Origin of the sequence: Pedobacter ginsengiterrae (assembly GCF_039537385.1) — a bacterium.
GTDB lineage: Bacteria > Bacteroidota > Bacteroidia > Sphingobacteriales > Sphingobacteriaceae > Pedobacter > Pedobacter ginsengiterrae.
The window spans coordinates 301,628-326,152 of record NZ_BAABAK010000010.1 but is presented as its reverse complement, the minus strand read 5'-3'; the positions used below and the strand labels follow the sequence as shown (position 1 = coordinate 326,152).

The 24,525-nt window shown below is 35.8% G+C and carries 23 protein-coding genes; 9 read left to right on the top strand and 14 right to left on the bottom strand.

The genetic code is table 11. From position 1 onward, the window contains the following. Window positions 1-8: 8 nt before the first annotated feature. From ABD692_RS10935 to tilS, 4 genes are all read right to left on the bottom strand, one after another. Window positions 9-407, bottom strand: a complete 399-nt coding sequence (locus tag ABD692_RS10935; RefSeq protein WP_344766918.1) for a GxxExxY protein — start codon at window positions 405-407, stop codon at window positions 9-11. A 71-nt stretch (window positions 408-478) separates the two neighbouring features. After that, window positions 479-943, bottom strand: a complete 465-nt coding sequence (locus tag ABD692_RS10930; RefSeq protein WP_344766916.1) for a hypothetical protein — start codon at window positions 941-943, stop codon at window positions 479-481. 139 nt (window positions 944-1,082) lie between these two features. Further along, complete coding sequence (locus tag ABD692_RS10925) at window positions 1,083-1,571, bottom strand: hypothetical protein (protein ID WP_316756263.1); 489 nt, start codon at window positions 1,569-1,571, stop codon at window positions 1,083-1,085. Continuing rightward, window positions 1,572-2,903, bottom strand: coding sequence for a tRNA lysidine(34) synthetase TilS (gene tilS / locus ABD692_RS10920; protein ID WP_344766913.1), 1,332 nt, complete (start codon window positions 2,901-2,903; stop codon window positions 1,572-1,574). Between the two features lie 63 nt (window positions 2,904-2,966). Here tilS and ABD692_RS10915 point away from each other — a divergent pair, with 63 nt between their 5' ends. Beyond that, window positions 2,967-5,237: an OstA-like protein gene (locus tag ABD692_RS10915; protein WP_344766908.1), complete on the top strand. Its 2,271-nt coding sequence runs from the start codon at window positions 2,967-2,969 to the stop codon at window positions 5,235-5,237. A 219-nt stretch (window positions 5,238-5,456) separates the two neighbouring features. Here ABD692_RS10915 and rdgB read toward each other — a convergent pair whose 3' ends face one another. Both rdgB and ABD692_RS10905 read right to left on the bottom strand, forming a co-directional pair. Then, on the bottom strand, window positions 5,457-6,029 hold the full coding sequence (gene rdgB / locus ABD692_RS10910) for an RdgB/HAM1 family non-canonical purine NTP pyrophosphatase (protein ID WP_344766906.1): 573 nt from the start codon (window positions 6,027-6,029) through the stop codon (window positions 5,457-5,459). A 32-nt stretch (window positions 6,030-6,061) separates the two neighbouring features. Next, the gene (locus ABD692_RS10905; protein WP_344766904.1) at window positions 6,062-6,715 is read right to left on the bottom strand and encodes a hypothetical protein; all 654 of its coding nucleotides are present in this window, start codon (window positions 6,713-6,715) and stop codon (window positions 6,062-6,064) included. Window positions 6,716-6,882: 167 nt separating this feature from the next. Here ABD692_RS10905 and ABD692_RS10900 point away from each other — a divergent pair, with 167 nt between their 5' ends. The 5 genes from ABD692_RS10900 to ABD692_RS10880 all read left to right on the top strand — a co-directional run bounded on the left by ABD692_RS10900 (window position 6,883) and on the right by ABD692_RS10880 (window position 10,725). Beyond that, window positions 6,883-7,407, top strand: coding sequence for a hypothetical protein (locus ABD692_RS10900; RefSeq protein ID WP_316756252.1), 525 nt, complete (start codon window positions 6,883-6,885; stop codon window positions 7,405-7,407). Between the two features lie 61 nt (window positions 7,408-7,468). Next, the gene (locus ABD692_RS10895; protein WP_316756250.1) at window positions 7,469-8,836 is read left to right on the top strand and encodes a peptidylprolyl isomerase; all 1,368 of its coding nucleotides are present in this window, start codon (window positions 7,469-7,471) and stop codon (window positions 8,834-8,836) included. A gap of 5 nt (window positions 8,837-8,841) precedes the next feature. Further along, window positions 8,842-9,804 carry an AAA family ATPase gene (locus ABD692_RS10890; protein ID WP_316756248.1) on the top strand — a complete coding sequence of 321 codons (963 nt, stop codon included), beginning with the start codon at window positions 8,842-8,844 and terminating at the stop codon, window positions 9,802-9,804. A 20-nt stretch (window positions 9,805-9,824) separates the two neighbouring features. Further along, window positions 9,825-10,430: a hypothetical protein gene (locus ABD692_RS10885; RefSeq protein WP_344766900.1), complete on the top strand. Its 606-nt coding sequence runs from the start codon at window positions 9,825-9,827 to the stop codon at window positions 10,428-10,430. A 91-nt stretch (window positions 10,431-10,521) separates the two neighbouring features. Beyond that, the gene (locus ABD692_RS10880; protein ID WP_344766898.1) at window positions 10,522-10,725 is read left to right on the top strand and encodes a hypothetical protein; all 204 of its coding nucleotides are present in this window, start codon (window positions 10,522-10,524) and stop codon (window positions 10,723-10,725) included. A gap of 66 nt (window positions 10,726-10,791) precedes the next feature. On the opposite strand, the gene ABD692_RS10875 is transcribed toward ABD692_RS10880, so the two are convergent. From ABD692_RS10875 to msrA, 5 genes are all read right to left on the bottom strand, one after another. Continuing rightward, window positions 10,792-11,676: a glycerophosphodiester phosphodiesterase family protein gene (locus tag ABD692_RS10875; protein WP_344766896.1), complete on the bottom strand. Its 885-nt coding sequence runs from the start codon at window positions 11,674-11,676 to the stop codon at window positions 10,792-10,794. Window positions 11,677-11,774: 98 nt separating this feature from the next. Further along, window positions 11,775-12,635, bottom strand: coding sequence for a nuclear transport factor 2 family protein (locus tag ABD692_RS10870; RefSeq protein WP_344766894.1), 861 nt, complete (start codon window positions 12,633-12,635; stop codon window positions 11,775-11,777). Window positions 12,636-12,712: 77 nt separating this feature from the next. Further along, a complete protein-coding gene (locus tag ABD692_RS10865) occupies window positions 12,713-13,690 on the bottom strand; it encodes a M28 family peptidase (RefSeq protein WP_316756238.1) in 978 nt (325 codons plus the stop codon). 120 nt (window positions 13,691-13,810) lie between these two features. Continuing rightward, entirely contained in the window at window positions 13,811-15,271 is a 1,461-nt protein-coding gene (gene cysS, locus ABD692_RS10860; RefSeq protein WP_344766891.1) for a cysteine--tRNA ligase, read from the bottom strand. Between the two features lie 347 nt (window positions 15,272-15,618). After that, window positions 15,619-16,215: a peptide-methionine (S)-S-oxide reductase MsrA gene (msrA, locus tag ABD692_RS10855; RefSeq protein ID WP_316756234.1), complete on the bottom strand. Its 597-nt coding sequence runs from the start codon at window positions 16,213-16,215 to the stop codon at window positions 15,619-15,621. Between the two features lie 259 nt (window positions 16,216-16,474). Here msrA and ABD692_RS10850 point away from each other — a divergent pair, with 259 nt between their 5' ends. After that, window positions 16,475-17,437, top strand: coding sequence for an isopenicillin N synthase family dioxygenase (locus ABD692_RS10850; protein WP_344766886.1), 963 nt, complete (start codon window positions 16,475-16,477; stop codon window positions 17,435-17,437). 122 nt (window positions 17,438-17,559) lie between these two features. Next, window positions 17,560-18,162 carry a tetratricopeptide repeat protein gene (locus ABD692_RS10845; protein WP_344766884.1) on the top strand — a complete coding sequence of 201 codons (603 nt, stop codon included), beginning with the start codon at window positions 17,560-17,562 and terminating at the stop codon, window positions 18,160-18,162. A gap of 233 nt (window positions 18,163-18,395) precedes the next feature. Here ABD692_RS10845 and ABD692_RS10840 read toward each other — a convergent pair whose 3' ends face one another. From ABD692_RS10840 to ABD692_RS10830, 3 genes are all read right to left on the bottom strand, one after another. Beyond that, window positions 18,396-20,213 (bottom strand): serine hydrolase domain-containing protein, encoded by a 1,818-nt coding sequence (locus ABD692_RS10840; protein WP_344766882.1) that lies wholly within the window; start codon window positions 20,211-20,213, stop codon window positions 18,396-18,398. Then, window positions 20,200-21,834, bottom strand: coding sequence for an amidohydrolase (locus ABD692_RS10835; protein WP_344766880.1), 1,635 nt, complete (start codon window positions 21,832-21,834; stop codon window positions 20,200-20,202). Before ABD692_RS10835 ends, ABD692_RS10840 begins: the two co-directional genes overlap by 14 nt. A 106-nt stretch (window positions 21,835-21,940) precedes the next feature. Next, a complete protein-coding gene (locus ABD692_RS10830) occupies window positions 21,941-22,501 on the bottom strand; it encodes a helix-turn-helix domain-containing protein (protein WP_344766878.1) in 561 nt (186 codons plus the stop codon). Window positions 22,502-22,682: 181 nt separating this feature from the next. Here ABD692_RS10830 and mutL point away from each other — a divergent pair, with 181 nt between their 5' ends. Beyond that, complete coding sequence (gene mutL / locus ABD692_RS10825; protein ID WP_344766872.1) at window positions 22,683-24,518, top strand: DNA mismatch repair endonuclease MutL; 1,836 nt, start codon at window positions 22,683-22,685, stop codon at window positions 24,516-24,518. Window positions 24,519-24,525 lie beyond the last annotated feature (7 nt).

Genomic DNA, 24,525 nt, shown 5'->3' with positions numbered 1-24,525 from the left:
GTTCATTACTAAGCCAGTAAAACGATCTTTTTAAAGTGTAGTTCTTCTTTGTAAAAATTAATAACCAGCCCAGCTTTAGGCTTGTTAAGAATTAATTGTTCAAACACTTTTAAATCATAATCATTAAGCCGATAAGGAACCGATTTTATCTCAACAATTATATTTTCATTAATTACAAAATCTGCATAGAATTTATGCTGTAAAATAATGCCGTTAAAGTTGAATGCAAATTTTTTCTGTGCCTCATAGTCGAAGCCGTGATATTTCAATTTCGATTCAAAAGCCAATTTATATTCCGAATCGTGCAAGCCAAATCCTAAGTCTCTATGAATTTGTTCGGCAATTTCGGTTAGGATGAAGCATTCTTCTTTAAAAAGAAATTCTTCATCCTGATGGTTTTTAGCCATATTAAAGAAAAGTGAGGGCGTAATAAATCACGCAAATGAGAGCGCGTAATTTTAAACTATTAAATAATATTTTATTTGTAAGTGTAAACTATTTTAGGGCTTTTGTAACCCAGCTTACGTTCTTCGCTTTGAATTTGCGAACGAATGTCTTCCACGCTCGAAATTTGCTTATTAAAACGTTCTAAAGCCTTAAGTGCACTTTCAGCATCGGCTTTCGATTTTTTAGATAGCTTTTCCATGGCTTTTAAATCTACAGAAGAACCTGAAATCGTTTTGGCACTGTGATTACTAACTCGCTCAGCTGATGTTTTTGAATTTCCATTAGCTTCTAACAACTTTAATCTAAGTTTTTCTACTTCAGTTTCTTCTTTTGATTCGGCAATTTTCAATTCTAAAAGCTTAATACTAGCTTTAAGTACGTCAATTCTGTTTGTTAAAATACCAACTGAATCTTTTGAAACTTTCGGCGTGTAAGTTTGCGCATTTACGAACGAGGAAATTACAAGCGCAAAAAGGAAGAATAATATTTTTTTCATAGTAGCATGTTTGGTTAACATAATCCAATATGCATGCCCAAACAAAAAAACCACTGCAAACTAATACAGAGCGGTTTGCAACCTGAAGAAAAAATTAATTGATGAATTTCGAGAAAAAAGCTCCCCGTTGGAAAATGAACTATTTCAGCTTTTTCATTTCGTCCTTTATAACCAGGAGCAATTCGTTAGGCCTTTGAGTACCAATAAAATACTCCAAGCCATCCCGATCGGTTAACACAACGGCGTCTTTACCCGAAGAGTAGAAACGGATGGTTCCTTTTGTATGTAAATTATAAACAGGATTGTTAAAGTAATAGCGACTGTAGATTGCCTTTTTAACCTCGACAACACTATTTAAGTCAATCTTTACTCTTTTGGTTGTCCAAAGTCCATCCAATATTAAACTTCCGTTATCTACAACAATTTTATATTGAATTAAAAAAAGTAACAGCATCGAAACACCAATAATTCCGAAACCAACAACCAAAAACAAATCTTGTGTATTATCTCGATCGCGTTCGTAAACATAAGCTGCAAAACAAAATGCAGCCATAATCAACCTAATGAAAATGCGAACATAATCTCTGCCGATGTATTGTTTTTCGATATATGCGTATCTGCTTTCCACTTAATTTATTTTGAGTTCGAATATAGTAACTTTTTTTGTTGACTTTAATATTTTGTAACGGTTATCCTGTCGCATTCCTGCAATCCAAATCACTTCTCCATTTCCATTAACCAAAATCGGAATATTACTTTTTAAATGCAAAGGCACTTTTTCATCAATAAAGAAATCGCTTATTTTCTTTAAGGTTTGCATTCCAAAGGGAATAAATCGGTCGCCATTTTGCCAATTCCTTATAATTAAAGGAAACAACAAAATATCAGCATCAATAAAAATCTTGTTCTTGCTTACTTCAAATTTTAAATCATCAGAAAAGCTAAGTCCAAATTGATTCCCGTTAAATTCAAACGAACTTTCGTTCGAATGAATAACCCGATGCTCATTTTCTGTAGAAATTATTTTGCTAATAATTAAATCATCGCGATTAATAGTCGCCTGGTGGCTTTGACTTAAAAATTTCACTCCGCTTTGCTTATCTAATGCACTTATAATTTCTGCAACTACAGGCTCAACAAAACCATAAGACTTCAGCAATTCATATAGGAGTAATTTCTGCGGCTTCAAAGTTTTTATACCCTCAATTGAAATGTAAATTCCATCGGGTTTATTTAAAAGCAGTTTTGTTTTAAGATCCTCAACTTGCAAATTCAAAAACGTTTCTATTTCTGCAAAACGATTAATATTTTCGGCGAATGTATGTTCCAGATTAGGATTTATTTGTTGCAAATGGGGAATAACATCTAAACGAAGTTTATTTCGAAGATAATTTTTGCTCGCATTCGAACTGTCTTCAACAAAGTTGATGTTTTCGTGATCAACAAAATGATTGATTTCTTCGCGACTTAAAAAAAGTAATGGCCTGATTAATTTATTTCGTTTAGGCAAAATACCATGCAGTCCGCTAATTCCTGTTCCTCTCACTAAATTAATCAAAACAGTTTCTACCGAATCGTTTTGGTGTTGCGCTAAAGCAATAAAATCATAGCCTTCTTTTACCCTGATTTCTTCAAACCAATTGTAGCGCAAATCTCTTGCGGCCATCTGTGTCGAAATTTTATTTTCAGCGGCATATTTTTTTGTATCAAAATGCGTTACATAAAAAGGCAGATTTAAAGAAAGAGCAAGCATTTTTACAAAGTTTTCATCGCGTTGAGCTTCATCGGCCCTTAAATTAAAATTGCAATGCGCTACACCTACATCAACACCAATAGCTTTAAAAAGATGCAACATTAGTACCGAATCTTTACCCCCGCTAACGGCTAATAGAATTCTGTTATCCTTTTTAAACAGCTCTTGTTGTTCAATAAAATCCTGAAATTGTTTTAAAGGTAACATCCATCAAAAATATTTAATTTTAACCAGTTTCCAACGTTCGGAACAAAAAACTAACTTTGTAGAGTGCAAAAAACATTTATCTTTCTTTTTTTCCTGATTTGCCCCGTATTCTTATTCGGTCAGCAAAAGGGCTCTATCATTAAAATCATTAGCTCTTCTCAAATTACTGGAGATACGAAAAAGAAAGTTTCTTATCTAAAAAACCCTGTTTTCCAGCAGGATAATGCAACATTAAGTTGCGATAGTGCGGTTCTTTATACCGAAAGAAACTATTTTGAAGCCTATAAAAATGTACACATACAGCAGTTAACAACCGATATTTATTCTGATGAGCTGCAATATGACGGGAATAAAAAGCAAGCGCATTTAACGGGTAATGTTCAGATGAAGGACCCTAAATCGCTTTTAACAACGAACGTTTTAGATTATAATACGGCAAGCAAAATTGGAACCTATACTACTGGTGGCAAAATTCAAACCCAGGATGTAACCCTTACAAGCAAAAACGGTTATTATTTTAGTAATAGCAGTGATTCTTATTTCAGGTATAATGTTGTGGTGGTTACGCCTCAAAGCACGATTAAGTCGGATACCATGCGCTACAACCTCGATAGTAAATGGACTTATTTTTATGGACCTACCAACATTAAGGGTAAAGATGATAATTTATACACCGAAAACGGTGCTTATAATACTTTAAGCGAGGATGCTTATTTTGGAAAGAAGAACTTATATAGCCAGGGTACAAAATCATTAAAGGGCGATAGCTTATATTATTTTGGTAAAGTTGGCTATGGTAAAGCGGTAAAAAACATTGTTTTTACCGACAAAAAAGATGGCACCAAAATGTTCGGCGATTTAGGCTATTATTACAAAATAGATCAGCGAACACTGGTAACGAAAAATGCTTTTGTAGACTTTATTTCGGGCGATTCGGTAACGGTTAAAAACAAAAAAATACCCGATACCTTACGCTTGGGCGCCGATACACTCGAAACGCAAATGGTTTTACAAAAAAACTTAAAGCTTATTCCTAAAATTTCGGTTAAGGCAGATAATCAGATTGGCGAAGATGAAGATGAAACCGAAAAGCCAGTTAAGGCAAAACCAGAAGCAAAAGCAGCACCAACAGCAACGGGCAGTACTAAACCACCCGTAAAAAGTGGCAAAGAACCTAAAAGCAAGAAGGACAAAAAGAATTCTGGGAAATCAGATGGTTTACCTGATAATATTCCAGATAGTTTAAAACTTAAGGCAGATTCTGTTGCTAAAAACCTGTTAAAAACAGATAGCCTGCAGAAAATCCTTTTAGTCAAAAAAGTTACCGACTCGGTTGCCAAAACTATGCTGAAAGCTAAAGACAGCTTACAAAAAAAGAAAACTGCAATTACTGATGTATTGAAGAAGACACCAAAACCTGGCGTAGATAGTGTTTCAAAACAGCTAAATAACAATGGAATAAGGGACACCTTAAATAAAACGGTTTCAAACTTAAAAGCAGGCGTTGTAAAACCCGATTCGGTGTTTAACCCCGCCGATACCGTAACTACCCGTGTGATTAGAGCTTATCACAATGTGAAAATTTTCAAAAGTAATATTCAGGCTAAAACGGACAGTTTGTTTTACACTTCGGCTGATTCGACTTTACGTTGTTACGGGAACCCAATTATATGGTCAGAAGGCTCTCAGGTCATTGGCGATACGATTTATGTTCAGTTTAAACAGAATAAGCTAAATAACCTGCAGGCTTTTAAAAATGCTTTTTTGGTTAATACACCCGCAGATTCATTAAGGTTTAATCAGATTAAAGGTCGGTTTATGACGGGCTTTTTTGCCGAGGGTAAGTTAAAAACCTTATTCGTGGATGGTAACGCAGAGAGTATTTATTATACTCAGGATGACAGCACGAAGGTTTACAAGGAAATGAACCAGACTTTAAGTAGTCGGATAAAATTCATTTTTAAAAATAACGACATCGAACATATTGTTTATGTAAATAATATTGAGGGCGCACTTAATCCAGAAAATAAAGTAGAAAAAGATAATGTGCTTAAAGGATTTTCTTGGAAACCGAAAGAAAGACCAAAATCTAAAAAAGAAGCTATTGGTGCATCGGGGAAAGCCAAAGTAAAACCTAAAACTGCGCCTGCTAAAACTGCTATATCAACTGCAAAAACAACCAATTTAAAACCTGCAGCAGTTAAAGCGGCGGATCAAAAACCTGCAACTCCTAAAGTTGTTTCAAAAACAGATTCACTTCCAAATTTTGGAATTAAGCCTATTTTACCTAAGAAAGATTCTGTTAAGGTTGAAAAAATTCCGACTAAGCAATAGATTAAATTTACAAATCGGGTTTCTCCATCATCGAAACGATTAGCAAAGAGCCTTTTATTGCCGAAAAACTTACAAAACCTAGTTTACTTACATTGGTTCAGTAATTCCGCATATATCTATAGTTTACAGATTGAGACCAAATGAAAATAGGCTGGAAATTGTTACTTTTTTGGATAACAGACAAAGTAAAAAGAAGAGTAATCGTTTCCTTTAAAAAATTTATCCTTTTAAAAACGCGATCATCTTTTGCAGTGCAATCGCTCTATGGCTAATTTTATTCTTTTCAGCCATTTCCATTTCGGCGAATGTAATCTGGTAACCGTCAGGTTGAAAAATCGGATCGTAACCAAAACCTTTTGCACCCGATAATTCTGTTCTTATAGTGCCATTGATTACGCCTTCAAATAAATAATTTTCGCCACCACGCATTAAGGAAATCACCGTTTTAAATCTGGCCTTTCTATTTTCTATGCCTTCTAGTTTATGCAAAACCAGTTTAATATTATCCAAAGGATCTCTGCTTCCAGCATATCGGGCAGAATAAACACCAGGTTCACTATTTAAAGCCTCAATTTCAAGGCCGCTATCATCAGCGAAGCAATCTAAATTGTAGTGCGCTACAACATAACTGCTTTTTAATGTTGCGTTACCTTCAAAAGTATCAGCCGTTTCTGGGATGTCGGTAAAACAACCTATATCTTCCAGGTTAAGCACTTCGTATTGGCCACTAAGGCTTAAACGAATCTCTTCTGTTTTATTTTTATTATTCGTTGCGAAAACAAGCTTTTTCATAAAAAATGTGAATGGTTCTGGAAATTTGGCGATTATTTAATCTTCTGGAGATTTCCCCAAAGCGATTTCTTGGCTGACAAATCGCTATCTAAAGGATGAAGATTAGGCGCAAAAATTATCCTCGTTGTTTCATGAACAATAATTTCTCCTGCCCAGTTTAAATTAAGTTGTAAGTGGCTTGCCTCTACCCCAAACGAAAGCATAATTTGTGGTTTAAAAAATTGATGTAATTCCGCGTAAGTTGTTCCCTTATAATTAGCATAATTTAATAAGGCAAAATCGGGTGTAGCTAAATCAACTGCTTTTACAATTTTTCTAAGTAATTCTCTACCTTGTTCTGTGCTCACATCGTAAGCTGCATCGTTTACTAAAATCAATACCGATTTTTTATTTCCTCCTAAAAATTTAAATGCTTTAGGTTGTAAAGGTTCTTCCACAATAGGCAGAATTTCGCCTTTTTGCGCATAACTTTCTGATGGTGGTAACGGTTTTTCGGCAGGAATTACGGTGTTTTCTACTACAACAACTGCTTCTTTTGCTTCAACCTTTGGAATAGAAACAGTTGCAGAAACCGCCTCAGTAACAGCAGGAAGCACGATTTGAACAGATTTATCTTCAACAACGAAAACATCATCTGTAAAAAATAATCGTAAAGCATTCGCATTGTTGGTAACCTGACTTTCCATTCGTATTTTTGCAGTATAATAATTTCTGTTAAAATTAGTTAAATATCTTATAATAGCCCTGCTTATTGTTACTTTTATCCTTTAAAATTTATAGAATATTCTGTGTGAGAAAAGCATATTGCTTATTTGTTTTCAGTTTGTTATGTAGTTCAGCGTTTGCTCAAAACGTGGCCATAATTAACAGTAAACCTTTAAGTAGTAAGGAGTTTATGTGGGCTTATAAAAAAAGTCATAACGGAAACACACCTTCAGATTATAACGACTTACTGGCTTACCTAAACTTATACATTGATTTTAAATTAAAAGTATTGGATGCCCGCGAGATGGGTTTGGATAAAAATGCCACCTACCAGGAAGAAGTTAAAACTTATGAAAGTGCTTTAACTACGCATAAAAAAATAAGCAATTCGGGTAAAGACCATAATTATCTGGTGAATGAATATAAAGAAGGCGTTTTAATGTTTAACGTTTCTGAACAAAAAATTTGGGAAAAAGCACAGGAAGACGAGCAGGCAATTGACGATTTTTACAGAAAAAACAAAAAGAATTACAATAAAGAATTAAGTGAAATAAGAGGCGAAGTTATCGCCGATTATCAACAGAAACTGGAAGAAGATTGGTTAAAAAATCTTCGCGAAAAGTATCTGGTAAAGATTAATGAGAATGAAGTGAAAAAATTAGCGAAGTTATAAATCGCCTTCAATCTGCATTAATTAAACCATTAGTATTAAATTTGAAAATATAATAAATAGAATGAAGAAAGTTTTTTTAGCAGTAACCGCCTTACTGAGCTTGTTTTTAAATACTTACGCTCAACCAGGCAAGCATAATATTGATAAAGTTGCTGCTGTGGTAGGTAATAACATTGTTTTATTATCTGATTTAAATCAACAATATACGCAATACTTATATCAGGGGAATCAACCCAACCCAAGTATTAAGTGTATGATTTTACAACAAACATTAACCCAGAAATTATTGAAACAGCAAGCCGAAATCGATTCGGTTATGGTAGAAGATAATCAGGTTGATGATGAGGTTAACAGAAGAATGCGTTCGATGACTCAACGTGCAGGCGGACAAGAACGTTTGGAGCAATTTTTAAATAAATCATTATTGCAATATAAGGATGAAATGAGACCATCGATTAAGGATGAGTTAATTGCCCAAAAAATGCAATCGAAAATTACCGAACACATTAACGTTACACCAATGGAAGTTGAGAAATATTTCAAATCCTTAGGTGATTCTCTTCCAGAGTTTAATACAGAAGTTGAAATCGGTGAAATTGTTTTAAACCCAAAGCTAACTAAAGCAGAAAAAGAGCGGTTTCATGATAAAATTGAAGCATTACGTTTAAGAATTAAAGGTGGCGAGGATTTTGGTGCTTTAGCTAAAGCTTATTCAGAAGATCCAGGTTCGGTTAGTGATGGTGGCGATTTAGGTTTCTTCGACAGAAGTATGATGGCTAAAGAATTTACAGCATGGGCTTTTAAACTTAAAGCAGGCGAAATGTCGCCAGTGTTTGAAACGGAGTTTGGCTACCATATTTTGCAGGTAATCGAGCGTAGAGGTGAACAAGTTCATGCCCGACACATCTTAATTATGCCAAAAAGTACACAGGCGAGTTTAGATAGAACAAAAATTCATGCAGATAGTATTTACAACAACATTATCGCTAAAAAATTAACTTTTGCAGCTGGTGCAAATTTGTATTCGGATAATAAAGAAACTAAGTATAACGGCGGTATGATGCTTAATGCAGAAAACGTACAGGCACGAACCACATTTATTCCAATTGATAAATTAGATCCATCTGTATTTTTAGTTATTGATACAATGAAAGTTGGCGGTGTTTCTAAGCCCGATTTATTTACGGCTGCTGATGGTAAGCAAGGTTATCGTATTTTATATTTAAAATCTAAAATACCACCACACAAAGCAAATTTAGCACAGGATTTTCCAAAAATTAAGGAGGCCGCACAAAGCGACAAAACAAATCGTACCTTAAGCGAATGGTTTGAGAAACGTCGTGAAAGTACTTTCATTAAAATTGATGATGAATTTCAAGATTGCGACCAGTTAAAAATCTGGACTAAAAAGAATACCGAAACTAAATAACGCCAATGCAGTATAAGAACGAAGTAGAAGCTGTAGATGCTCTTCACCAATCATTTAATAACATTAAAGCTGAAATCAGCAAGGTTGTAATTGGTCAGGACGACATTATAAAATCTGTTTTAATCGCCATATTCAGCAACGGACATTGTTTGTTGGTTGGCGTACCTGGATTAGCAAAAACTTTACTTGTACAAACAGTAGCATCGGTTTTAGACCTCGATTTTAATAGAATTCAATTTACACCCGATTTAATGCCTAGCGATATTATCGGCGCAGAGATATTAGGAGAAGACAGGCACTTTAAATTTATTAAAGGGCCTGTTTTTTCAAATATAATTCTTGCCGATGAAATTAACCGTACACCTCCAAAAACTCAGGCTGCTTTATTAGAAGCCATGCAAGAGAAATCGGTTACCGCTGCAGGGCAAACCCATACTTTACCGAAGCCATTTTTTGTACTGGCCACTCAAAACCCTATTGAACAGGAAGGCACCTACCCGCTTCCTGAGGCGCAATTGGATCGTTTTATGTTTAACATCCAGTTAAATTATCCAGCTTTTGCTGATGAGTTAACAATTGTTAAAAACACTACGAGTAATAAAGCCATTCAGCTTCAAAAAATCATCCATGCAGATGATATTCAATATTTCCAGAAGTTAATTCGTGATATTCCGGTAACGGATAACGTTTTAGAATATGCGGTAAAACTTGCCGCTAAAACCCGTCCGAATAGCGAATTTGCAACTGATGCAATTAATAAGTACATCAGTTGGGGCGCTGGTCCGCGTGCCTCGCAGTTTTTAGTTTTAGGCGCAAAATGTCACGCTGCAATTTCAGGTAAATATGCGCCCGATATCGAGGATGTACAAGCTGTTGCAGAACCAATCCTGCGCCACCGTATTGTGCGTAATTACCGTGCCGAAGCCGAAGGCTTATCTATCGAAAAAATTATTAAAGATTTGTTGTGAAACTGAAATAGTAAGTTAATATGTTAAGATACTCTTTAATCATATTAATTTTCTTGTGCTTCAAAAACGGGTATGGCCAATCAGAAGAAATTTATAGATTAACTTTTTCTGATAAATCAAATTTCAAAATTACTACGGCTTTAGGCAATAAGCAACCTTCACAAATTTATATCATTAACACAACTGAACCGTTTTATTCTAAAAGATTTTGGTTGGATGGAATTAATTTAAAATCAGCAAAAGTTCTTGATGAAATAAAAGATGATGAACATCATCTATATCACAATGTATATTTGTTCAAGGATGAAAAACTAAATTCTAAATTTTCTGATGAGGAGAAAAAATATCTGAGCGCCAAGGCAAAATTGACAAAACCAAAGAAAATTAATTTAAAAGGTACAAATTACTCAACGATCAAATTGTCATCAGAAATAAAGACTTTTTATTTTAAAACATCTGAACCAATTTTCAGCAATGATAGACAATATGCATTCATTAATTTCACCGCATTTAGTTCTAAAAGCAAAAACGAAGAGAACTATTTTTCAGATACATGTGTGATTTATAAGCGAACGAATGGTAAAGGCTGGAAAAAATCGGGCATAGTAGATCGTCTGATTCTTTAGATAAATAAATTCAAATCTTTATAATTTAAACTTTGTTGCTATCTTTACCAGACAATTACAAAGCATAAATCTTAAATCAAAAATATTCGATATGTCAGCTCACGACTCACACGCACCAGTTCAAGAAACAAAAGGTATTTGGGCATTGCCATTAACCGCATGGATTATTGTATTAATTCTTTGCGTTGCATTTACCAGACCAATTTTCAATCACGAAGAACCTAAGTCATCTCACGAAAAAATTGAAGCACCTGCACATCATGAGAAAGCAGAAACTGCTGAGCCACATCATTAAGATAAAATAACATGACATAAAAAAAAGCGCTGATTTACATCAGCGCTTTTTTTTATGCTTTTAAAGCTATTTAATCTGGCTGATTAAATTAGGATAATCCGTAATTACGCCATCAACTCCTAAGTCCATAAAATATTTAATATCCTTAATTGTATTTACCGTCCACGGGATTATTTTAATGCCCATTGCATGGCAGCGATCAACCAGTCCTTTTCCAACTAAAATAGAATATGGGCTATAAATGGTAGGTTTAAACCCAAGCTTCTCAATATAAGTTTCAAAAGGTTCTTTTTCATCAATAAGTAAAGAAGTTTGAATCTTAGGGTATTTTTCATGTAAGTATTGCAAGGTTCTCATATCGAAAGATTCGATAATAACCCTTTTTGCAAGTTTCTTATTGTTAATTACATCCATAATCAAATCGACAAATTCTGCCGGCTCTGGATGAAATTCATTATCGCCGTTTTTAATTGTTTTCGTTTCGATACTATAAACAGGCTTGGCCAGCTTATTTTCCTTTACATACTGCTCAACAGCATCAATGGTTTCAGAAAGTAAAGGCTTGGAAGCTTTATATTTCGTTTGCCCAGGAAAACGATTATGCACTTTACTTCCAACATCAAACTTCCTTATTTCATCATAATTCATTTTATAAATATTGAAGTTCTTTTGATCTTTTAAGGTAATAGCCTTCCCGTTTGGCTGTAAAGAAATTTCGTTATTAAAATAAGGTTCCTGCGATAAAACAACTTGCTTATCTTTCGAAATTACTGCATCCATTTCCAATGTATTTACACCTAAATCCAATGCTTTTAACATGCCTTTAATTGTGTTTTCGGGCATAATGCCACGAGCACCAGCTTTTCCCTGTACATCGAATTTTTGCTTTTGTGCAAATACATTTAAGAACAATAGCGTGAAGAGCGGTAAAAGAAATAATTTTTTATACATGAAACTTGTTTTAAGAATAAACGTAAAATTAGGGATTTACTTATAAAAAAAGGGCTTTCTTTTTACGGAGAGCCCTTTTCAACATTCACATTAAAATATTATCTTTCTGCGGGTACAAAGGCCTGAACAATTAAATTCCAGCTTGCATCGGCAGCTTTTTCGTAAACAAATACATAGTTAAAACTTTCGCGTAAATCTGCTTTGTAATCTACAGTTGCAACACCATAAGTATAAGCAAAATCACTTCCCGCTGCTTTATCAACACCTGTCGTTTTTAAATTGATTTTACCGATCATACCGTTTAAAAAAGAAAGCACTTTTCCTTTTCCTTCAATGGCTTCGTTGCCAGGGAAAAGCAAACGGGCATCGTTAGTTAAAAACCCACCAAAAGCACCAATACCATGTGTTTTAAGGAATGTATTAAGTGTTTTTTCGGTAGTAAGAATAACATCCTTACCTGCCTTTATTTCTTTTTCGTTGATAAAAGTTTTCGGTGCAATGCGTTCTTTAGGCTCAACAAATCTATCTGCAATTTTAGCAAGAGGCTTGTTACTTTCAGTTCCTAAATCGATAGCTAGTTTCCACTTACCGCCTTCAGCCTTCCAGATAGAAAGGTATTGACCATATTTTTTATCGGTTTTACCAACCTGATAAGTTCCGGTTGTAAAACCCCAATCGCCACTTTTTGAAACCCTAGCTAAATTTGGTTCCCAACTTACTTCGTTCATGCCTTTAGTTTGCGCACCATAAAAAGTTTTTGCATTAACAGGGTTAGGCCTGAAAACCAATGTATTTGCCGAAGAATATTCCAGATATGAATCTTTATCCCCGATTTTAGCTATCGATTTTTCGAATTCATTTTCAGCGTTTATAAGCGATTTTGTGGTTCCATCGCTTTTCTGCGCAAAAGCACTTAAAGTTAAAGCAACCGCTATTGTGGTTGAGAATAGTTGTTTCATTTGTGTTTTAATAAGGTATGACGAATATAAAAGTTTCTTTGAAGTGTGTTTGTAAAAGTAATTAACAATTGAACATTTTACTTTTCGCGATAGATGGTTTCGAGAACCGTTTGCCCAGTCGCCTTTAAAGTATTTTTATCAATGTTAGCTAAATTATCTAACTGCGTATGCCAGTTGATGTAAAAACCGCTGTTATCGTTGTAGTGAATAATGTCAATCGATGGAACACCTGCTTTGTTCATCCAGAAATGATCATCAACCAATTTACCACTTTGAATACTTACAAAGTATGATGAATAACCAATTTCGCTTCCGATGTTCCAAACTTTACTTACAACATCTGGTGCGGCCTGACGAGAAATTTCGTCTTGAGTAAACTGAGCGCTTCCACCCCCTACCATATCGAGGTTAATACCATATAGTGCTTTATAGCCAGTAGATATTGCATTTTTTGCCCAAAACTGAGAACCTAAACACCAGGTCGTTTCATCAGGTGTTTCATCATTTGCTTTACCATAATCTTCTAAATCCCATAAAGCAAAATCGACACCCACATTTGGCTTTTTTTGCTGAATTTGACGAGCCATTTCTAAAATTACCGCAACACCACTTCCACCATCATTTGCTGCATCAAAAGCTTTTGTATGGTTTGCGGGGTCTGTATCCTGATCCGAAAACGGGCGAGCATCCCAGTGGGCACTAATCAAAACTCTTTCTTTTTTCTCAGGACTAAAAGATGCCATAATATTTTTCAACTGATAGCTTTTACCGTCGTAGGTAGTTGTTTTCTCCCCTTGAATTTTAACATCAGCACCGAAAGATTTTAGCTTGGCAACCAAATAATCGGCACATTTTTGATGGGCCGCAGTGCCTGGAATTCTTGGTCCGAAATCTACTTGTGCTTTGGTATAGGCAAAAGCAGAATCGGCATTAAATTCTGGCGAAACCAATTTTATTTCTTGTACTGTGGTTTCTTCTGTTGCTTTTTTATCGTTCTTACAGGCCTGAAATCCGATAATTGCAATTAAAGGCAGTATTAAAAGTTTTTTATTCATTTTATTAATTTCCTATAAATTATAGAATTCTGCGCCCTGCTATAAACATTATGCTCCCCATTCGAAGGGGGAATGGGCTACTCCCAAAATTAAAATCGCAATAAGAAACGTAGTTCTAAACTATGCTTTACTCCAGGTTGTACCCTCTTTACCATCCTTGAGCTGAATACCCAATTCCTGTAAACCAATTCTAATTTTATCAGATGTAGCGTAATCTTTGTTTTCTTTAGCTTCTTTACGCAATTCGATAACCATATCTAAAACGCTGTTTAATTCTAAATTGTCTGATTCTTCATCTTTTAAACCTAAAATATCAAAAACGAAATCGTTTATCAAAGCCTTTAATTTCTCCAGTTCAACGGCCGAAATTTTTGCTTTATTATCGTAAACAGTGTTAATAATTCTTACTGCTTCAAACAACTCTGCAATTAAAACAGGACTGTTAAAATCATCATTCATTGCATTTATACAGTTTTCCTTTAATGAATCGATATCAAATTCATTTTGCTCAGAAACTGATAATTTATCCAATAAATTAACCGCAGCCATTAACCTGCGAAATCCTTTTTCCGATGCATCAAGTGCATCGTTAGAGAAATCTAAAGTACTGCGATAATGCGCCTGCATCATGAAAAACTTAACCGTCATCGGACTATAACCCTTTTTCAAAAGCGGGTGGTCGCCTGTAAATAACTGTAAAGGAAGAAATCCGTTACCAGCTGATTTAGACATGCGGGTTCCATTCACGGTTAGCATATTGGTGTGCATCCAAAAACGAGCAGGCTGGTGGCGACTGCAAGCCTCAGACTGGGCAATTTCGTTGGTATGATGCGTTGCGGCTAGATCCATACCACCGCCATGAATGTCAAATTCGGCACCTAGATATTTAGCACTCATTGCAGAACATTCTATATGCCAGCCTGGAAACCCCATTCCCCAGGGCGATTGCCATTGCATCAAAGTTTCAGGCTTTGCCTTAATCCATAATGCAAAATCCAGTCTACCTCGTTTTTCATCCTGTCCACCCAGTTCGCGGGTGTTGTTCAGCATATCTTCGAGGTTACGATTGGTTAAAATGGTGTAATTGTATTGTTTGCTATATTTTTCTACATCGAAATAAACATTGCCCCCAATTTCGTAGGCATAGCCATTTTCGATGATTACTTTAATCATTTCAATCTGCTCAATAATATGCCCTGTAGCGGTTGGCTCGATGCTTGGCGGCAAGGTATTAAACATGCGCATTACATCATGGAAACCTAATGTGTATTTCTGCACAATTTCCATTGGCTCTAATTGCTCCAGCTTTGCTCTTTTTGCAAATTTATCCTCACCCTCATCCCGATCGCCTTCCAAATGCCCGGCATCGGTAATATTACGTACATATCGAACCTTATATCCAGCGTATTTTAAATACCTGAAAATTAAATCGAACGACATAAATGTGCGGCAATTACCTAAATGCACATCACTGTAAACAGTAGGACCGCAAACATACATCCCAACATTGGGCGCATTTAAAGGTTGAAAGAGTTCTTTTTTACGAGTAAGCGTATTGTAAAGCTGTAAGCCAGTATTCATATTGCAAATGTAATATTTACCATCGGAAAGTTCGGAGTTGGTTAATTGTTTAATTGCTCAAAACAATTAATTGACAATTTACAAATCAAATACGCTTTATTTTAATCGAAAAGCAATACCTGTATTTCAGTTTAAGCTTGTTCCTGCTTTTCATTGCAAGCCGCCCCCTTATAAAACCTGCGAAGTAATCAAGCAAACCATAAAAATTAATAATTGTGCTTAAATTGGGGTGCGGGCTTTCCATTGCAATCAGGTTTATAAACAAAAAATTCTGCCGAACACAAAAATGCTCAGGCAAAAAACTCAATTAGAGATTTTGCCTGAGCATAAATTATTGCCTTTAAAGCTTATTTAAGTTTTGCCTTAAAAATCTTTTCCAGTTTTTCTAGTTTCGGCAAAATCACTAATCTACAATATGGCGCATCAGCATTGTTTTTATAATAATTTTGATGATAACTTTCGGCAACATAAAACGGCTTTACAGGTTCGATCGCTGTTACTACTTTCTTGCCATAAGCGTTCGCTGCGTTTAACTCTGCCTTGTATTTATCTGCCAACTCTTTTTGTTCTGGTGTATGGTAAAAAATTACCGATCGGTACTGGGTTCCGCTATCTGCACCTTGACGGTTTAAAGTTGTTGGATCGTGGCTTTTCCAAAAAACCTCCAATAAATCTTTATAAGTAATTTGCATTGGGTTATAGGTAATCTCTAAAACTTCGGCATGACCAGTTAAGCCCGTGCAAACTTCTTCATAGGTTGGATTTGCAATTTTGCCGCCTTCATAACCCGATTTTACGGAAACTACACCTTTCAATTTTTGAAATATAGCCTCAGTACACCAAAAGCAACCCATTCCAAATGTTGCCTTTTCCGTTTTCTTCCCTTGCGCATTGGCCTGGTTTAAGGCCAACACCGATAATAAGATTAAAATTATTTTTTTCATGTTGTGTGTGTGTGATTTTTAAGAATACTGTAGCTAAAGCTATTAACATTCTTCTTACTATATTACGAAATAAAATGACTTAAAGTTTCTCAATAATTAATAATGGATTTTGTGTGACAAAGCGATATTTTGTGGATTTTGCATTCAATGTTAATAACTTAAAACACTGATAATTAAATTAATAAAGCCATAATTACAAGCCTCCAAACACTTATTAACAATTCTTTTTTAAATTCGTAGAACATTAAAATAAAAAATTATGTCTACACCCTATATTCCATGTTTAGATTTAGGTTCATACATCAATGGAACTGAAGAAGAACGCAAAAAGTTTTCTGATGAGCTTGGAAGAGCTTTTAACGATTCTGGTTTTGTAACCATTACTAACCATGGCTTAAGTCAGGAATTGATTGATAAACTTTACACAAACATTCAGTCGGCATTTGCTTTAACAGTAGAAACTAAAAGAAAATACGAAAAACCTGAACTTGCAGGTCAGCGTGGCTACACCAGCGCTGGTAAGGAAACCGCTAAAGGTGCTAAAACGCCTGATTTGAAAGAGTTTTGGCAAATCGGACAGGAAGTTACCGATGGTGATCCAGTTAAAAATGAATACCCAGATAATGAAATCCTAGAAGAATTACCTGATTTTAATAAAGTAACAGGCGATACATACAAAAAACTGGAAGAGAATGGGACATATCTTTTACGTGCCATTGCTACTTATTTAGAATTACCAATTGATTATTTCGACAAGCATGTACATAACGGAAATTCGATACTAAGAGGTATCCATTACTTCCCGATTGAAAACCCTGAAGTTATCCCTGATGACGCTGTTCGTGCAGGCGCACACGAAGACATCAACTTAATTACTTTATTAATTGGTGCTAGTGCCGATGGACTTGAAGTATTAACCCGCAGCAATGAATGGTTACCAATAAAAGCACATCACACGGATATTGTAGTAAATGTTGGCGATATGTTGCAACGTTTAACCAATAATAAATTAAAATCGACTACACACAGAGTGGTAAATCCACCTCGTGAGTTAATGAAGACCTCTCGTTTTTCGGTACCATTTTTCCTGCATCCGCGTAGCGATATGGATTTAACGAGTTTACCATCTACAATCGATGCAGAACATCCTAAAGCTTACAGCGATATGACTGCAGGTGAATATTTGGATGAAAGATTAAGAGAAATTGGATTAAAGAAATAAAAGCTTGAATAAGTTGAAAGTATAATGTTAAAAGCATCAGCAAAAGTTGATGCTTTTTTTTGTCCATACAAAAAAGCTGATGATTTAACATTATTTTTATTTTCGAACATTAAATTTACTACATGAAAAAAAAATATCTATTAGCCCTCTTATTATTTATTGGAATTAATTCTGTTTTCGCTCAAACTAAAAGTATCGAAGATTTGTACTGGGATTATACAATGGTTAGGATGGCGCCAGCAAAGCGAGCAGAAGCGATTGATTTAGGCTTATCGCTACTAAACAGAAAAGCCGAACTAAAGACAAAGCAAATTGCTAACGTTACTTATCATTTAGGCAGACTTTACGAAGAAAGCAATCAAATGGATAAAGCCGTTCCGTACTACGAAAGCAGCATTAAGTTAACGCCAGGCTATTACGTACCCTATTTGGCTTTGGGCAGTTTTTATGCTAAAGATTGCAAGGAAATGGCTGTAAAAATGAATCAGGCGGCCAGCGCTAACGACGCTGCATTGCACAGCAAAATACTCGAAGACTATAAAAAATTAGCCTTTAAAACGGTTGCCTATTTGGAAAAATCTTATGCCTGCGATCCTGATGAAACAACTAAAGGTATAATAACTTATTTGTATCAGACATCCAAAAATACAGAAGCCATTAAAAGTTTCGACACCAGAATTAAGCAACTCGAGCAAGGATGCATCACCCTGCTTGATGACGAATAAATAAAGATCTTATTGCGAGGAGGGGGTGGCAGCTTCGATAACCTAGAAGAACCCCTAAAATAGGTCAGCCTTTTAGGGTCCTTCCAGTGTTCAACTCCATATCAAGTCCATGTCAAGTCCATGTTTTGCGGTAAAAACATGGACTTGTTTTAGATTAAATTAAAATTTGGTGCGGCGATGGTATGGCGCAGCTATATTTAAGCCAAGACTAGGCAAGCCTTAAGCAGTGCCGATTACTTTTTGGACTCATCAATTGCCTTGTTTACTACATCCTGTATGCGACCTCGAATTTTTAAATCAGAGAGCTTGTTGCTTACCGATGGATTAACTCGGTTCGAAAGGAAAACATAAACCAAACCACGAGATGGATCAACCCAAATACAGGTTCCTGTGTAGCCCGTGTGCCCATAGGTTTGTGCTGATGCCAAATCAGATGGGTAATGTTTGGTGGTATCCGGATCCCAACGATCGAAACCTAAACCACGACGACTCACAGCTGATTGCTTAGAGGTAAACATATCTACCGTAGACGCTTTGAAATACTCTTCTCCACCGTAAGTACCACGATTTAAAAGCATTTGATAAATTATAGCTAAATCGTTAGCGCTCGAAAATAAGCCAGCATGGCCAGATACTCCGCCTGCCAGGGCCGCACCCTGATCGTGCACATAACCGACTAACAATGTTTTTCTGAAATACTTATCATCTTCCGTTGGAATAATCTGCTCAGGCTTGAAGCGATTTCTAGGTAAAAACCCTGCGGTTTGCATACCTAAAGGTTTGTAGAAATTTTCGTAAGCATACTGATTTAAAGGCTCCTCGCTAATGTGCTCTACAATATCTTTCATCACATACATACTGATATCGCTGTAAATATATTGCCCACGAGTCTTAATCGGCGAATTAAGCATTTTAGGCCACATAAAATCTTTAAAAAAGCCTTTTTTAATGTAATAGTTATCGGCAACCTTGGTTGGAAATGCCGCAGAAGAATCTCTGCTGTAATCTCCTGTTTTTACATAATCATGAAATGGAATGTATGGAATAAATCCTGCCTGATGCAACATGACTTCACGAACCTGAATGTTATTCATTGGCGTGGTACGGGCTTTTGGAATATATGCGCCGATATTGGTATCCAGCTTCAATTTGTTTTCTTCGAAAAGGCGCATAACGGAAGGCGTGGTAGCCGTTACTTTGGTAACCGAAGCCAAATCAAAAATATCAGTAACCTTATCTGGCAAAGTAGAATCATAAGTATGGGTTCCGTAAGCTTTATTAAAAATCACCTTACCATCTTTTGCAACTAAAACCACTAAACCTGGGGTCGCTTTTTGACTAATGGCTTCTGCCGCAATCCCATCAATTTCCTTAAAACTATTTGAATTTAAACCTGCATCTTCAGGTACAGTATATTTCAACCTTGTTGCCGAAGTTGTAAAACCAGAGCCAACGGTATATTTTGCAGAATAAGCTGTTGTTAGTTTATTTGTAGCCGCTATACCACCAAAAATATACTGTGGCACAATTGCTGCAGCATCGATAGAATTCTGGGCAGTCCAAACAATCGGGGTATTTAAAACATCAAAAGATTTTAAACCCGTACCATTTCCAAAAAAAGAAACGATAACTGTTTTGTTCTTACTAAGGCTGTTTATGAAGTTGATGTATTTTGCCTTATTTATATTCTCATCATCAATAGCAATTAAAATCGTATTAAAATACTTCAACTCATCCTCTAAATCATTCAGATTTACGCTGTCTTTATAAGAATCGGCGGAGAATGAGGTGATTTTATCGTACTTATTAGCCAAGCTATCGAAAACCGAGCTATAGGCAAAGCTTAAACTTACTGATGCAATATTTTTTTTATCGAGTTGTTTTAGTGGTACGATTGCATCCTGATTATTTAATAAAACAGTGGTTTTTGATATTGTATTGGCAATGGAAAGTTTCTTTTCATTTGCTGCATGATCTTGCGCACAGGCCATCAAACATAAAACGTTAAGGAAACAAGCCGCAGCCAGAATGATTAATCTACTTCGCTTCATATACTTTTTCTCCGTTCAAATAGGTTTTTAAAACTTTGGTTTTTAATATGTTTTGTGGTGATGATTTTAAAATATCGTTATCTAAGATTACAAAATCGGCAAGTTTTCCTTTTTCCAAGCTTCCCTTTTCATTTTCTTCGAAGTTAGCTTTTGCCGCCCAAATGGTCATGCCTTTTAATGCTTCTTCTGGCGTTAGGGCATTTTCTATCTGAAAACCACCTTTAGGAAATCCTTTTGCATCTTCTCTAACCGTTGCTGCATAAAACGTTAATAATGGATTAATGTTTTCTACTGGAAAATCAGTCCCTAATGGAATCCATCCGTTTTGTTTTAGTAATTGCTTGTAAGCGTAAGCACCTTTTAATCTTTCGGCACCCAATCTTTGTCCTGCCCAATACATATCTGAGGTTGCATGTGTAGGCTGCACTGATGGAACAATACTCGCCTGACCAAATAAGTCAAAATCATTTGCATTAACAACCTGGGCGTGTTCAATTCTCCAGCGTTTATCGTTTTTGCCCTTTAAAATTTTATTGTAGATTTTCAGCATAACCCGATTGGCCGAATCACCAATTGCATGTGTACACATTTGAAAATTATGTTCGGCAATTTTTATTGCAACTTCTTCAAAATGCTTTTGGTCGCTTAGCAAGAAACCTGTTTTCTCTGGCACATCGGTATAAGGTTTTAACAAACAAGCCCCACGAGAGCCTAAAGCACCATCAGCATAAACCTTAAAAGCCCGAACATTTAACCGATCGGTTTTAATGGCACCACGTTTAAAAAGGTAATCGTAGTTTTGAGGTGCATCAGAAAGCATTACATATAAACGCATTTTAAGTTTGCTTTCTTTTTGTAGTTTCTCAATAAAATCTACAGCCTGAAAAGGCAAACCACAATCATCTATAGTAGTTAAGCCCGCAGCAAAACAATTCTTCTGTGCATCTATAAAGATCTTTTCTGCCAACTTTGCATCAGGTTCTGGAATTTTACTTTCTACCAACCCTACTGCATTATCAATTAAAACACCAGTAAGTTTTCCGTTTTGAGTAAGCATATCGCCACCTGTTAACTGCTGCGCATTTTTAATTCCAGCATCATCAAAGGCTTTTTGATTGGCAATAGCGGCATGGCCATCAATACGCGTTAAAAAAACGGGGCGACCTGGAAACAGTGCGGTTAACTTTTCATTTGTTGGAAAAGCTTTATCTTCCCAATCATTTTGATCCCAGCCATTACCGATTAACCAACCGTTGGGGTGTGTTTTGGCAAAATCGGCTAAGCGTTGAAGCACCTCAGCCCAAGATTTTGTTTCACGTAAATCGGCCGTTTGCAGGCTTTGTCCGTAACCGTAAAAATGTGCGTGTGCATCAATAAAACCTGGATATACCGTTTTGCCTTCTGCATCAATTTCTTCAGTTCCTTTGAATTGTTTCTTAATCTCATCGCTTGTACCAACCGCCAGTATCTTACCATCTTTTACAGCTAAAGCCTGAACAGTATCGAAAGTAGAATTAACGGTGTAAACCCTGGCATTGTAAACGATTAAGTCGGCCTGCTCTTTTTTGCTACACGATGAGAAAAAAGCCAATGCAACTAGTGCGTAGAGAAATGATTTCATAACGATAAAGATAGAAAATTGAAATCATTTCGGCTTGTAAATTGAGCTTTACAAAATGAATTTCAAAACCTCTGAGGTTTTGAAATCAGAGATAATATTTCAGTCCCTATCGTAGAAAAGGAATCGCTGGCTGATAGAAAAGTTTTTTATTATTAACAGAAAGAAAAGTATTAATAATAATTAGAAGAAAATTAATGGCATACAATCCTAATATACTGATGATCATACTTTCGGGACCGCCCAATCTTCCAAAGTGAAACATTTTTTGAGAAATCAACAAAGCGTATATGATTACTAAAGCAATGCACCACGTAATTTGAAAATTCAAAAGCTTTTTACTTGCCGCATCAAATGAATCATCTCTTTTTAGCACCCATAAAATCAGCGGAACAACAAACCCTAAAAGTGGAAAAAATATATAACTCAGTGCTGATAAATTTAAAACTGGAAGAAAGTATTTATCCTTACTCAAAGGTATGGAAACCAAATCCTCTGGTTTTAAATTAAATACCCCTGCAACCCTAATTAAAGTATCGCCCCGAGGTTCAGTTTCGCCTAATTCTATTCGCTGAATAGTTCTTAAACTTAAGCGTGCTTTTCTAGCAAGCTCTTCCTGACTAAACCCGTTAACATTTCTTAGTTCTTTAATTTTTTGAGATAATTCCATAGTAGAAGCGTTTCACAAATGTAAATCTATAATTTAATTTTAGTTGCGACATGTTTACGACATTGTCACGCCATATCAGTTTATGGCTTTTAATTACAGTCATTTATCTGTTGAGTTTTAAACAAAACACATTCATTAAGCTTATTTTGCATAATTTAGCGAATTCACATTGCCATATTACATGACTGATATTATTCACCTGTTACCCGATGCTGTTGCCAATCAAATTGCTGCTGGAGAAGTTGTTCAAAGACCTGCCTCTGCGGTAAAGGAATTACTAGAAAATTCTATTGATGCCGGTGCCGATAAAATCCAACTGGTTATTAAAGACGCGGGTAAAGCACTAATTCAGATTGTTGATAATGGTTGTGGCATGAGCGTTACCGATGCCAGAATGTGTTTTGAACGCCATGCAACATCCAAAGTAAAAAAGGCCGAAGACTTATTTGCCATTCGAACAATGGGGTTTCGTGGTGAAGCTATGGCTTCTATCGCTGCAATTTCGCAGGTTGAAATGAAAACCCGCAGGCATGAAGATGAAATTGGCACCTGTATAACCATTGAAGGCGCACAAGTTACTGCTCAAGAGCCTGTAGCGACCTCGCCAGGCACTCAAATTTCAATCAAGAATTTATTTTTTAATACGCCAGCCCGAAGGAATTTCTTAAAAAGCAATCCAGTAGAAATGCGCCATATTCTTGACGAATTTCAAAGAGTTGCATTGGCTCATCCTGCCGTTTTTTTTAGTTTACATCACGATGGAACGGAAATTTTTAACCTTCCAAAAGGAAATTTAAAACAACGTATTGTTCATCTATTCGGTAACAACTACAACGAGCGTTTAGTTCCAGTTGAAGAAGATACAACTATTATTAATCTTAAAGGATATATTGGAAAGCCAGCTTTCGCCAAGAAAACCAGAGGAGAACAGTTCTTTTTTGTAAACAACAGATTTATTAAAGACCCCTACCTCAATCATGCAGTAAGTTCCGCTTTTGAAGAGTTGTTGCCTGATGACAGTTATCCGCTTTATGTATTATTTATAGAAATAGATCCTTCAAAAATTGATGTCAACGTTCATCCAACGAAAACAGAAATTAAATATCTGGATGAAAAATCCATTTATGCCATTCTTAAATCTGCTGTAAAGCGCTCGATTGGCAGATACAATATTTCGCCAACTTTAGATTTTGATCAGGAAACAGGTTTCAGCAATATGATTTCGCCAAAAGCGGTAGAAGATATTGTACCGCCCAGCATAAATTTCAATCCAGATTTTAATCCTTTTGCTACTGAAACAACTTCCGTTTCAGGCTATGCCTCATCACCAAGAAATTACGATGCAAAACCAAGCGCAAAAAACTGGGGTTCGTTATATGAAATTACCGAACAACCTGTTGTAGAGCAGACTTCATTTTATGCAGATGATGCTATTTTAGAAACCAAGCAAAAACAATATATGCAATTGCATAATCGTTATATCGTTTCTCAAATCAAATCGGGTTTAATGGTTATCGATCAGCAAATGGCGCACGAACGCATCCTTTACGAACGTTTTCTCGTACATCTTGATGATAGAAAAGGCGCTTCGCAACAAAGTTTATTTCCACAAACCATAACGCTTAATGCCAACGATTTTGAATTGGCTAAAAGCCTGCTCGATGATATTAAAAGCTTAGGTTTTGATGTTCGCGAGTTTGGGAAAAACACATTGGTTGTAGAAGGTATTCCTGTCGATTTAGGAAGTTCAAACATTAACGAAACTCAATTGTTTGAACAGCTTATTGAAGGTTTTAAAAACACACAGCAAGAATTAAAGTTAACGAAACGCGATCGCCTGGCTCGAAGCCTGGCTAAAAATAGTGCAATAAAAGCAGGAACAACTTTAGGGCAAGAAGAAATGAATACATTGATTGATGAGCTTTTCGCATGTAAAACCCCTAACTTTAGCACCAGTGGAAAACCAATTATCCAAACGATTACATTAGCTGAACTGGATAAAAAATTTGAAAAGTAATTGGAAG